Raw genomic sequence first — 12,585 nt, forward strand, 5'->3', positions numbered from 1 at the left:
CAGGTCGGGGTGAAGTCCTTTTTTTATGCTCAGAAAACCTTGTTGCTCAAGGGTTTAGATTTATGCAAAAGGCTCAAGTAAGTATATAGGAAAGATTCTTTACAACACAAGGGTTTCTTTTCTGCAAATCTCGCTAAACCGTTGTCGTTTCGGCAACGACTTCCTTTTTTTTCCTTGTCTGTAACAAGTATATGACGTAGGCAGAGAACAGGCCCAAAAGGGTCATGAAGCCCAAAACGGCCAAATCATGCGTCACGTAGGACAGGTCATGCCCTTTGCTCAAAATCTCTCGCACGCCGTCGAGGAAGTACGTCAACGGCAAAGATTTACCAATCGCGGCAACCGCAGTCGGCATCGAAGCGAGCGGCCAGGTGAAGCCGGAGAGCATAAACGAAGGAACGGCAATCATCATCGCGATCTGTGTAGCTTGCAACTGGTCTTTGGAGAAAAAGGAAATCGCGTAGCCGATGGCGAGCACCGCCAGGTTGAACGCCGTTGCGACGAGCATCAGGTCAAAGGTGCTGCCGTAGTACGGAATTTCGAACCCTTTCAGCAGCAGGGTGAAGCCTAAAAACACATTGAGCGTGCCTGCCAAAAAGTACGGCAGCAGCTTGCTTGCCGTGATCGCGAAAAAGCTGTGCGACTTAAGCGTCTCCTTCCACGTCCCCTCTTCCTTCTGCTGCGCTACCGACAAGGCAATCCCGAGGAACAGCACTTGCTGCAGCACCGTTCCCGTCAAGCCGAAGACCATGAAGGACATGTAGCTGAACGTCGGATTGTACAAGACGCGATAGCGGTAGTCGATCCCGGTGAACAAGTTTTTCCCTTCCTCGCCCCAGCTACCCTTCGCTTCCATTTTTTTCAGCGTCGCACCTGCGGACACGGATTTGACTACCGTGCTCGCGGCGCGGACAGCGGTGTTCGAGATCATCATGTTGCTGCCGTCAATGACGGTCAAAACTTCTGCGGGCCGTCCGGCTTTGACGTTTTTCTCCAGCTCCGCCGGAATAATCAGGGCGATGTTCGCCTCGCCTTTGTCAACCAGGCGCATCGCTTCCTCCTCTGTTCCGACGATGGAAGTAATCTTGAACGTCTGGTCGACTTCAAACGCGCGGTACAGCTCGCGGCTCAGCTCTGTCTGGTCCGCGTCTACCATGACAGTCGGGATGTTCATTACCTTCTTTTCGCTGTACAAAAAGCCGAACAGCGTCAAGTATATAATCGGCACGATAAACAGCACATTGCGAATCGTTTTGTTGGCAAACAAGTTTTGCCATTCGCTCCAGAAGAGCCGGGAGAAATTACTCACCTTCAACAGCTCCTTCGAGCTTCCACTCGACCGTCAAGCCTGGCCGCAACTCTGGGTCAGAGACGAGCAGCTTCACCTGGAACGAACGGATGTCGCGGTCGCCAAGCTCCTGGGTTGCCTTTTTGACGGCAAAATCCGCTGCCGGGGCAATCGTGGCAATTTTCGCCTCTACTTCCCGTTTGAGCGCAGGGACGAACAGTTTGACCGTGTCGCCTGTTTTGATCTGGCCGAGGGCGTATTCGTTTACGTACAGCTTCACGTAGTTATCGGATTTCGTTTGCAAGGTAAGAACGGTAAAGCCTTGCGCTACCAGCTCGCCTTTTTGCACGGCAACGGATTTGACCACTCCGTCCATCGGCGCGACCAGCTTCGTATTGTTCAAATACGCCTCGATTTCCGCGAGAGCGCCTTTGGCTTGCAGCACGCCAGCCTCGGCCGATTTCACATCCAGCTCCTTCAAACCTACCTGACCGCGCGCCGCTACCGCTTGCTTATACGCTGCTTTGGCCTGGTCGAGCTGAGCCTGCGCGGCATCGACCTGTTCGCGGCGTGCGCCGGACTGAGCCATTTTCAACTGTTCGTCAGCGGCCTTCAGCTCTGCCTGGGCTTTTTCCGCCTGCATTTGCGCTTCCTCGACTTTGACTTGCGGGACCGCTCCCTCAGCGAGCAGCTTTTGCATCCGCTCCAGGTTCGAAGCCGCGATCTGGTTCGCTGTTTGCGCTGCTTGCAGCTTCGCTTTCAACTGGGCGATTTCCTCGCTGCGCGCTCCGTTTTTGTTCGCCGCAAGCTGGGCCGCGGCCGAACTGACTACCGCCTGCGCCTGATCGACTTGGGCATTGCTTGAGCTGTCTGTCAGCGACACACCTTTTTTCGCCTGCTCGAGCTTCACCTGCGCCAGTCGATAGGCCGCTTCTGCCTGTTCCTTTTTCGCCAGCAGTTCTTCGTTGTTCAACGTGGCGACCACTTGCCCTGCTTTTACTTCATCGCCTTCTTTAAAGGCGATCTGCTCGATGGAGCCGCCCATTTTAAAGGACAGGTCCACTTCCGTTCCTTCGATGACGCCTGTCAACTGGGTCGATTTTTCCCCGGCCAGACTGCTTCCGCCGGATGCGAACAAAACGGTTCCCAACACTGCGATTCCGGCCACAAAACCGGCCACCCCGATCCATGCTCGTTTTTTCATAGTCGATTTCTCCTCTGTGTCTTTTCTGTATGGTCCTTACGGCTGTTTCACTGTTTCGCTTGCAGCATGCCTGCCAAAAAGCAGCGCAGCGTATACTTGTTTTCTTCCGTGTCCAACGGTTCCTTGCGATATTGCTTGCGGATGGCCGTAAAGCCGACCATGCCGAACAGGCCCGAAGCAAACGTTCCGATTTCGATATCCGGGCGTATGTAGCCTTGCTCCTGCATTTGCTTCAGATACGTTTCCATCATCGTAAAATAGCCCGTCAACAACTTGGCGACTGTCAAATCGCGCTGTTCGTCGCCCGTAAAGACGCTGAGCAAAAGGAAGCACAGCTCGCGATTTTCGCAAAAGAAGCGAAGATGCTCATCCAGCACATTTAAAATGCGATCCTCCAAAGACAGCTCTTCGTTTTGCATCACACTGTCAACATGGTAAATCAGCATCTTCACGCCTTTTTCAATCACGTACAAAAAAAGCTCCTCTTTGGTCGAGAAATGGTAGTACAGCGTTCCTTTCGCTACCTGTGCCATTTCTGCGATCGCGTCCATCGTGGTTTCGCTATAGCCCAACTGGGCAAACGCCGTCAGCGCTCCTTGGGCAATCTGGTCTTTTTTGGATGGTGCCATCACTCCCGTCCCCCTTGTCTTTATTGAACTGACTGGTCAGTACAAAAACAGTGTACGGAACACTCCTAGTTTTGTCAATAGCTCTGTGCGGCATCCGCTGGCGGCTTTTTTGACGGGGAAAACTCCCGCTGCATTTGGGCAAGGACGGGCGAAAAGCCGTGTCGGGCGCAGGGCACGCAAAAAAGACCGCTTGTACGCGGTCTTTCATTTTTCCCGGATGCGGTTGTACGTCTCCTCTGTCGCTGGCATCGGCGCGACGCCGAGCTGTTCCTGCAGCTTGGCCACGCATTTTTTGTACCAGCGGATAGCCTGCGTCCGGTTGTTTTGCTCGTAGTAAGCCGTCATCAGCAGGCGATACGCTTCCTCCCAGCAATCGTCCACCCGCAAGATCGCTTCGCACCAGCGAATCGCCTTTTCCAGTTGCCGCTGCTCCAGCCTGATTTTCGCCAGCCTTTCTGCGCCCCGCAAAAACAGCGCCTGAAGTCGCTCCCGTTCTTCCACGCACCATTCCTCATAGCGACACTCCGGCATGTACTCGCCCAAGTAGTAGCCCAGCCCTTTTTCCAGCAAAAGCGCAGCCTGGCGCTCGTCCTGCTCGGCCAAACCCAATGTGACCAGCTTTTCAAATTCTTCCACATCGAGGTGATACCCCGACGCGAGGTTGAAGCCGTAGGAGCTGCCGTGGCGCTGGATAAAAAAGGTGTCGGTCCGCGCCGCCCGATCTGGCTCCAACGCTTTGTTCAAGGCGTTAAGCGCGACCTTGAAGTCGCGAATCGCCGCTTCCTCGACGCTGTCCGGCCACAGGCGATGCATGATCTCTTCGCGGGCCAGCAGGTGATGGCGCTTGGTCAACAGCAACTGGAACAGCAGCTTGGCGGTTCCGCGCTGCCATGCCTTTTCACTCAGTTCGCGCTCTCCCAGCCAGACGCGAAACGCCCCCAACGTCTGGATGCGCAACGTATAGCCCGGGTGAAACGTGACATTTTGCAGGCCGAGATCGTTTAGCAGTTGTGAAACGTAGTCCGGCGACACTTTGCGCCGCTCCGCTTCCAACAAAATCGGCATCAACTGCTGCACGTCGTACGGAGTGAGCAAAGTCGGGCGTTGCAGCAAAAAAGAGTACTCCCCGGTCTGCATCAGCGACAGCGCCTGGGTCACGGCGGGGACGAACAGCTCCCACTGCTTGCTGCGGTACGCAAGAAAGCTCTGCCACAGTTGGCAAATCGCCACGTGGTAGCTGTCTCCGCAATGACTCAGCCGCTCCGAGCAATCGCGAAACGTCTCCAGCGCCTCGCTGTCCTTGCCGTATTTGGCATAGGCGATGCCGATTGCCATGCGCACCAGACTGCCCAGCCAGTCATCGCGCATCGCCTCCGTCTCGTGGATGCCTCGCCTGCCGTACAACAGCGCCTGGTCGAGCGCCTTTTGACTGGCGTGAAACAGCGTCAGCCCGAGTAGCGTCTCGGACTTTCCGCGCGTCGACTGCAACTCCTCCATCATTTGCAAGCCTTTTTCGTAGAGCTGGCGAATTTCCTCCGCAGGCAGCCCCTGGCTGATGAGCGCCGCGTGCGCTTTGCGGACGTAGCCATTCGCCTCCACGAACGGGGAATGCGCCGCACGCCCGAGCTGAATGGCCGTCTCTGCCGCCTCGAAGCCGCGCTCCCACTCGCCGTTTAACGCATAGACAAAGGACAGCAGCAGCGACGTTTCCCGATACGAGCGCGTCAAGGTCGGATGCCGGGTCTGCTCCAACTGCCATTTGTTCTCCAAAAGCTGGATGGACGACTGCAGCCGACCTGTGCGAAACAGCAGCCGCGACTCCAGCTCTACCTCTGTCTGCTGTTCCAGCTCCTGGCTTTTTTCATACCAAGCCGCTGCCTGCCTGGAGTCGCCGCGGTTCGTATAAATCTCCGCCAGCAAGCGATACAGCCTTGGCGCCATTTCGCTCTCCTGCTCTTGCGGCGGCAGAAGCTGGATCGCCCGCTTGAGCAACTCCTCCGCCTTGACGCCCTGCACGCTGTCGAGGTGGACTCTCGCTTTGCCTTCCAGCCCGCGGCACAGGCCGATCTGATCGTGCTTTTCCTCGCAAAAGGCGAGAAACTGCTCATAGGAGGCAAACGCCTTGGCGTACAGGCAGCGGTATCGCTCCACCTCTCCCTGGTAAAACCAGAGCCAATGCTCCTGCGCTTTGATCGAATCCGGCACAAGCGCCAGCCATTTGTACAGCCCGTCCAGCACGCCTGCGCTCAAAAACCGCTCCGCAGCGAGACAAAGCCACGCGCCGAGCACATCCCACTGCTCAATCAGGCGCAAACGCTCAAATGCTCGCTCCTCTTCGCCTTTGCGGCGGTACCAGACGGCCGCTCCCTGGTTGACCCGTCGGTAAATGTCCTGGCGCGACGCGAGCTTGCTCGACAACAACCGCTGAAACAGCGGATGGAAAAAGTACATGCCCCGTTCATCTACATGCAAAAACAGGTTGCTGCGTCTCGCCTCCTGCAGTTTTTCCTCTGCCCCTGCGCCCAGTACTTGCAGACAGTCTTCGCGGGTAAACGCCTCCAGTGCCGCGGCCTCCATCAAAAACTGCTGCATGTTCCCGTCTAGCCCCATCCACACGTCCGCTTCCAGTACATGCAGCAGCCGGGACAGCTCGTGCAGGCTGTCGGCCAGCTTGAACCCCCTCGCAATTTTTTCACCGATCGAGCGCAGTGCGATCACCCAGCCACGCGTGACCTCGTCTACTTGCTTCCACTCGTCGTCTGTCAGGGCGATATCGTACTGATCCGAGTAAAAAGCTTCGCTCTCTTCCAGCGTAAACGCCAGGTCGTCTGTCGCAAGCTCCAGGCATTCGCCGCGCGCCGTGAGCAGCTCCAGTTGTGTCCAGTTAGGACGAACGCGGGTCAAGATCGCCAGTTTGACTTTATGCGGCAACAGCTCAACCAATTGGGAAACGAAGCAGTCGGCCGCACTGCCGCTGGCAATCCGGTGGTAGTTGTCGAGGACGATCACGAAATCGTCCGGAAGCTGCGCGCACTCCTGGGCAAACAAGTCCGCGAGCCGCTCGCCGTCTGTCGCCTGTTCCCGTTCTTGCTCAGATGAGGCACTGTGCTGCGCTTGCCGCTGCAGCAGCTCCCGCAGCGTCTGTCCGAAGTCAGGTACGACCCGGCGGACACTCTCCGTGAGACACCACAAAAAATCAGCGACCGCCGCGTCTTCCTCCGTGATGAAATACCAAGAGGCACGGCGCGCTTCATCGTGCAAAAACGTCGCAAACGATGTCGTTTTGCCGTAACCCGCCCCCGCTTGGATGAGACAGAGCTGTGCATGCGCGAGAAGCCGCAGTTTCCGCGCCAGCGCAGGACGCCTCAGCACATACGGCTTTTGCGAAGGAAGAGTTATTTTGGAAATGGGTACCTGGAATTGACTCATCGGTTGCACTCCTTGCCGTTCACCTACTCTTCCAGACTATTTCCCCATTTCTTGCAAAACTCCTGCCGCAAGCCCCGCTCGACAAAAAGCCCACCCGGGCATCCAGGTGGTCTTTTGTCAATCGACGAGATTGTACCCTTTGACCGTATAGCCGATGTCATTGAGCAGCACCTGGAACTCCTCGTTGCTGACTTCCTCGCCGCGAAGGATGCGCTGGTGCAAATCGGATATGCGATCGTAAATCGCCCTGTTGGTGGACACGTACATCAGATTGAAGCGCGACTCCGTCTGCAGCCTGCTGCGCATTCGGTCTACCACGCGCTTTTGCAGCGCATCTGTATGCCCGTTGTCGTTGCGGATAATTTTTCCCGGTGTATAGGGGATCGACGGCCGCGGATTGACTTCATCCGGCTTGGGCGTATCCACTGGCAAAACACCGACCAGCAGATTGTCCTTGTACGCGAGCACCTTGATATCGACTACGCCCGGCACCTTCTCCGCATGCCGCTCCAGATAGGCGACGAGGTGCGGCTCGCGGTTATGAACCATTTTTTGGCTAATCATCGCTGCGGGTCCTTTGTCCATCCCGACGTTGTCATTGCGATAGTTGATGCCGTACGCTTCGAATTTGGCCTGGTTTCCGTTGCGATCTTCGGTGCCTTGTTCTTTGTTTGGCGAGCAGCCCGTCAACAGACCGGCAAGCAGGATGGACGCGTATAGGCCAAAACCAATTCGCTTCAACAAAAAACACCTCCTTGCGCATAGTTTGTGCGCGGGAGGTGTTCTTACTCAGGAAGTAGCTGGCTTAGTTTGCACTTTGCAATTCGCCTTCAAATGTATCCTGTTTACCGTCCAATTCTGCCTTCACGGTGAAATTGCGAATGCCATCGTGTGTAGTTTGATAAAACTCAAATGTTCCGTCTGATTTCACATCAACAGAATAGGAAGTTCCTTCCAAATCGACGATAACCGTTGCTTTAGGGTCTACCTTACCTGCTACTTTGTATATCCCCATTGGCGAGAAAGTAAAAAATTGGCCTACGACGCTCTCCTTGTCGATCAGACTCACCGTATCCTGCTTTTTGCCCTCTTCCGTCGGCTTTGTTTGTTCCTGCGGCTTTTCTTCTGTCCCATTTGGATTGGCAACAGCCTGATCCGCAATCAAAACCGTTTGCGTAGCCGGGTCCCAATCAACCTTGTAGCTCAGTGCCTCGGCAATAAAGCGCACAGGCACGACGGTGCGCTGGTTGACGATTTGCGCAGGCACGTCCAGATTGATGGTTTGTCCATTTTTCTTGGCAATTTTTTGCGTGACGACCAGGCGGATGTTGTCGTTGCCTTTGTCGATCGTTACGGTTCTCGTTTTCTCGTTCCAGTCGACTTTAAAGCCCAACGTTTCCGCGATGGGACGAATCGGTACCAGTGTCCGGCTGTCGCGGATCAAAGGCTTTTGATCGGGGAATACAATCGCTTTTTTATTGTACTCCACCTTGACGGCAGTCTGCGCAGGGGCAGGAGCTGCCGCGGCAGAAAATGTTGCCATAGGCACCAGGGCAATTGCCAGCACGAATGATGCGAGTTTTTTCAGCAAAATGTCCACTCCGTTTCCAATAAGATTCACACGATTCTTAATCTACTATAGGCTTGGAGCGGTTTCAAGCCATTCCTGCAAATAGCCTACCAAGATCGTACTGTCATTGTAGAAGGAAGTAACCCGATTGGACAAGCAGAAACCAACTGGAAATCGTCAATAAATACGATATTCCTCTATCTTTAGACCTAATTTCAAATTGTTACAAAAATACAACCATACTCCTGACAAAAACCGTTACAATGAACAAGAAACGACTGTATTTTTCTTCGAAAGAGGCAATGATGATGAAAAAGTTTATTCCTTTTCTTATCCTGGCACTGATCTTGACCATGATTCCCCCCGGAGGCAGCTCCGCCAACACCGCTGCCGTTCAATTGGGAAGCGATGTACTGTTCGACCGATTCCATTATTTGATCGAAGGAAAAAAAGTCGGGCTGATTACGAACCAAACCGGCGTCAACAGTCAGGGAATGAGCACCATCGACCTTTTGCGTCGTGACCGCTCCGTTACCCTCACAGCTTTGTTCGCTCCCGAGTACGGTTTGGATGGCAAGGCACAGGTGGGGAACCAGCCGGAGATCTTCCTCCATCCGGTTTACGGCATTCCGGTCTACGGCTTGTACGGCTCGACCCGCCAGCCGACAGCGGAAATGCTGGAGCATTTTGACACCCTTCTCGTCGATCTGCAAGACATTGGCTCCCGGACGTACACCTACATATCGACGCTGAAATACGCCATGACGGCGGCAAAGGAGCAGGGAAAGCAAGTCATCGTGCTCGACCGGCCCAACCCGCTCGGCGGCACCATCGTGGAAGGACCCGTGTTGGAAAAGCCGTATGAGTCCTTTATCGGCGTCGACGAGCTGCCTTTGGCCCACGGAATGACCATCGGCGAGATTGCCTTGTTTTTCAACCGTTCCATTGGCGCGGATCTGTACGTCGTCCCGATGCAAGGCTACACCCGCACCATGCTCTATCAGGAGACCGGGCTGAGCTGGGTTCCGGGCTCCCCGCATTTGCCTGACCTCGCTTCTGTCTACGGTTACATGGCGACAGGACTCGGCGAAGGCACCCCTGTTACCCAGGCAGACCATTTTACTTGGGTTGGCGCAGAAGGCATCGATTCCGTGAAATACGCCGATCTCATGAACGGCAGCCTGTTGCCTGGCGTGATTTTTCTCCCGGAGAAAAAGGAGAAAGCGGGCGGCGTCCGGCTGCACATTTACGATCCGCGCAGCTTCAATCCTGTGAAAACCGGGATGTACGCCCTTGCCTATGCGCGACAGCTCCAGCCGTTTCCCGTACCGCTTGGCACTGACAAGGAAAAGACGCTGTTCGAGCATGTGATGGGCACAAGCAAGATCGGCCCACTGCTTGCGCAAGGCAAAAGCCCGCAAGAAATCGTTGACTCTTATGCAGAAGCCTTGGGCAAATTTACGGAGCTGCGTAAAAGCTTTTTAATCTATGGCGATGCCCCGTTCATTCCGACTGAGGCGATCCACAGCCAGCCTGGGGCAACACTGCCGCCTGGTACAACCGCTCCGGCTCCTGAGCCTGGGACGGTTCAGCCGCCCGGCACGACGGCTCCGGTTCCGCAGCCTGGAATGGCTCAGCCGCCCGGTACAACGGCCCCATCTCCGCAGCCTGGAACGGCTCAGCCGCCCGGTACAATGGCTCCGGCTCCGCAGCCTGGGACTTCTCAACCGCCTGGCACGATTACTCCGGCTCCGAAACCTGGAACTGCTCAGCCTCCGGGTACGACGGCTCCCAGTCCGAAGCCTGGAACTGCTCAACCGCCCGGCACGACGGCTCCGGCTCCGAAACCGGGAACTGCCCAGCCGCCTGGCGCGACCGCTCCGGCTCCCAAGCCGCCCGTTGCACCAGCGCCGAAGCCAGGGGAAAAAATCGCGTATTTGACGTTTGACGACGGCCCGTCGCCTGTGACGCCGCACGTACTCGATACACTGAAAAAATACCAGGTGAAAGCTACTTTCTTCATCGTAGGCAGACACGTCCCTGGCAACGAAGCGATTTTGAAGCGGGCGGTCGCGGAAGGCCATGCCATCGGCGGGCATACGTACTCGCACGATTACCAAGTCGTTTACAAAAGCACCGAAGCCTTTTTCGCCGACCTGGAGAAAGGCAATCAGCTCATAGAAAAAGCGATCGGCACCAAGCCTGTTTTGTTCCGCTACCCGGGCGGCAGCACCAACACGGTCAGCCTCAAATACCAGGACCCGAAACGGTACAACAAGCAAAAAACAGTCATGAGTGCCATCAAAGCCGAAGCGAACAAAAAAGGCTACATCTTCATCGACTGGAATGTCACCAACGGCGACGCCCGCAGCAATCAATACACAGCCCAACAGGCGCTCGCCAATATCAAGCAGCAAGTAAAATCGCAAAAAGAGATTGTCGTACTCATGCACGACGCAAGCACCAAAACGCCAACAGCGCAAGCACTTCCGGAAGTCATCACCTTTTTAAAGTCAAAAGGCTACCGCTTCGAAGTCATCAGCCCTGACCGGCCGACTGTCTCCAATGTGAAATAGAACACGGAAAAACCCGCTCGACAAACCGGACGCTTCCGGCCATCGGGCGGGTTTTCTGTTATCGCAGTTAGTCTGTCAGTCTGCCACTATCCCTCTACCCACCTGCCACAGTCAAACCGGACTTTCATTTATCACCATCACCCTGCCCGTCTGCAAACAGGCAACTACGAAGTCGGAAGCGTATCGTACCGCAGACGCAGTTCGCGCTTCAATATTTTCCCGCTAGGGTTGCGCGGCAGCGTGTCGGTGATGAAGACGTACTTCGGTGCCTTGAACGAGGCAAGACGCTCCTTGCAAAACGCGAGCAACTCCTCTGACGTCAATGTCTCGCCAGCCTTCGGCACAACGACCGCTGTCACCGCCTCGATCCAGTACGGGTGCGGAACGCCGATCACCGCCACCTCGGACACTTTCGGATGCTGATAAATCAGCTCCTCCACTTCCCTGCTCGCTACGTTCTCGCCACCCGATTTAATCATGTCCTTTTTCCGATCGACGACCGTAATATACCCTTCCTCATCCATAATCCCCAGGTCACCGCTATGGAACCAGCCTCCCTGGAAGGCAGCCCGCGTCTTTTCCTCGTCGCGGAAATAGCCGATCATGGCATGGCTGGTCCGATGCACGATCTCGCCAATGCAGCCTCTTGGCACCTCGACACCTTCATCATCCACAATCTTCGTCTCCACGTTCAGCGCGGGCTTGCCTGCCGAGCCTGCTTTGCGAATCTGGTCCTTCGGCGGCAAAACCGTCGCCAGCGGCGCTACCTCTGTCTGCCCGTAAAAGTTGTAGAACTGTGCGTTCGGCAAGCGTGTCCCCAGCTCCTTCAGCACCTCCACCGGCATGATCGCCGCTCCGTAGTAGCACTTTTGCAGCGAGGACAGGTTGCGGGAGGCAAAATCGGGAGAGCGCAGCAAGGCAATCCAAACTGTTGGCGGGCAAAAAAGCTGTGTCGCCTTATGCGTCTCGACCATCTCCAGCATCAGGCCAGGCGTCGCCTGCTCCAAAATGATGCCCGTGCCCCCGAGATAAATATAGGGACCGAGAAAACAATGCAACTGTGCGCTGTGGAACAACGGGAGCGCGTGGATCGCCACGTCGTCGTGGGACATGTTCCCATCAATAATCGTGCTCACGTACTCGGACAAAATGCTGCCGTGCGTCAGCATGACCCCTTTTGGCCGCGACTCCGTACCGCTCGTGTACAAAATGTGGGCGACATCGTCGTCGGAAAGCTCCTGCTCCGGCTCGTCCGTGCTCGCGTCCTGAATCAACGTGCGAAACGGCACCCACTCCCCTTCCGGCTTCGCGGGTCTGGAGACAAGCGACAGCAGCTTGGGCGAAAGATCGGCCTGTCCAATCGCCTCTTGCGCCACGGCGAGAAACTCCGGTGCCACAAAGCAGGCGCTCACCTCCGCGTGCCCCAAAATAAACGCCACATCGCTCGTATTCAGCATGAAGTTGATTGGCACCATAATCAGTCCCGCTTTGGCCAGCGCGAAGTTGAGAATGACAAAATCCATGGAGTTTCGGGACAGCACCGCCACTCTCTCGCCTTTTTGCAAACCGTTGGCGAGGAAGGTGTGCGCCGCCTGATTGACAAGCTGATCCAGCTCGCTGTATGTAAGAACTTCCTCCTCAAACTGCAAGGCAATCTTGTCCGGGTAACGCATTCGGCTTCTTCGCAGGATGTCACCAAGCGTATTTCTTCTGGCTCGTTGGGCTTCGATCATCGTGATACCTCCCTCATCCTCGTTTCCCTTTTATTATATCTTAATCTTCTATATAATGTTTATTTTCTGATATTTTATCCTAAGAAAAACAGTCAGGGAAAAACGCCCTGACTGTCCTTTTTTGCGCTAGAGGATATCCGAAAGTTTGTATTCATA

8 protein-coding genes are annotated in these 12,585 nt (G+C 55.4%); 1 reads left to right on the forward strand and 7 read right to left on the reverse strand.

Annotated features, from left to right (window positions below):
• Window positions 1-133: 133 nt before the first annotated feature.
• The 6 genes from AC3WJN_RS24590 to AC3WJN_RS24615 all read right to left on the reverse strand — a co-directional run bounded on the left by AC3WJN_RS24590 (window position 134) and on the right by AC3WJN_RS24615 (window position 8,150).
• On the reverse strand, window positions 134-1,309 hold the full coding sequence (locus AC3WJN_RS24590) for an ABC transporter permease (protein ID WP_005827958.1): 1,176 nt from the start codon (window positions 1,307-1,309) through the stop codon (window positions 134-136).
• Window positions 1,302-2,492 (reverse strand): HlyD family secretion protein, encoded by a 1,191-nt coding sequence (locus tag AC3WJN_RS24595; RefSeq protein WP_005827956.1) that lies wholly within the window; start codon window positions 2,490-2,492, stop codon window positions 1,302-1,304. The genes AC3WJN_RS24590 and AC3WJN_RS24595 overlap by 8 nt, the downstream gene beginning before the upstream one ends.
• A gap of 47 nt (window positions 2,493-2,539) precedes the next feature.
• Window positions 2,540-3,121 (reverse strand): TetR/AcrR family transcriptional regulator, encoded by a 582-nt coding sequence (locus tag AC3WJN_RS24600; protein ID WP_007785022.1) that lies wholly within the window; start codon window positions 3,119-3,121, stop codon window positions 2,540-2,542.
• A gap of 204 nt (window positions 3,122-3,325) precedes the next feature.
• Window positions 3,326-6,550 carry an AfsR/SARP family transcriptional regulator gene (locus tag AC3WJN_RS24605; protein ID WP_007785021.1) on the reverse strand — a complete coding sequence of 1,075 codons (3,225 nt, stop codon included), beginning with the start codon at window positions 6,548-6,550 and terminating at the stop codon, window positions 3,326-3,328.
• Between the two features lie 117 nt (window positions 6,551-6,667).
• Window positions 6,668-7,291, reverse strand: coding sequence for a hypothetical protein (locus AC3WJN_RS24610; protein WP_005827951.1), 624 nt, complete (start codon window positions 7,289-7,291; stop codon window positions 6,668-6,670).
• Window positions 7,292-7,355: 64 nt separating this feature from the next.
• Window positions 7,356-8,150: a copper amine oxidase N-terminal domain-containing protein gene (locus AC3WJN_RS24615; RefSeq protein WP_237716671.1), complete on the reverse strand. Its 795-nt coding sequence runs from the start codon at window positions 8,148-8,150 to the stop codon at window positions 7,356-7,358.
• Between the two features lie 278 nt (window positions 8,151-8,428).
• Here AC3WJN_RS24615 and AC3WJN_RS24620 point away from each other — a divergent pair, with 278 nt between their 5' ends.
• Entirely contained in the window at window positions 8,429-10,696 is a 2,268-nt protein-coding gene (locus AC3WJN_RS24620) for an exo-beta-N-acetylmuramidase NamZ domain-containing protein (RefSeq protein ID WP_122952662.1), read from the forward strand.
• Window positions 10,697-10,860: 164 nt separating this feature from the next.
• Here the strand turns inward: AC3WJN_RS24620 and AC3WJN_RS24625 are convergent, their stop codons facing one another.
• Window positions 10,861-12,429 (reverse strand): acyl-CoA synthetase, encoded by a 1,569-nt coding sequence (locus AC3WJN_RS24625; protein ID WP_007785011.1) that lies wholly within the window; start codon window positions 12,427-12,429, stop codon window positions 10,861-10,863.
• Window positions 12,430-12,585: the final 156 nt, after the last annotated feature.

The organism is Brevibacillus sp. FW306-2-1A-C05A (assembly GCF_058781555.1).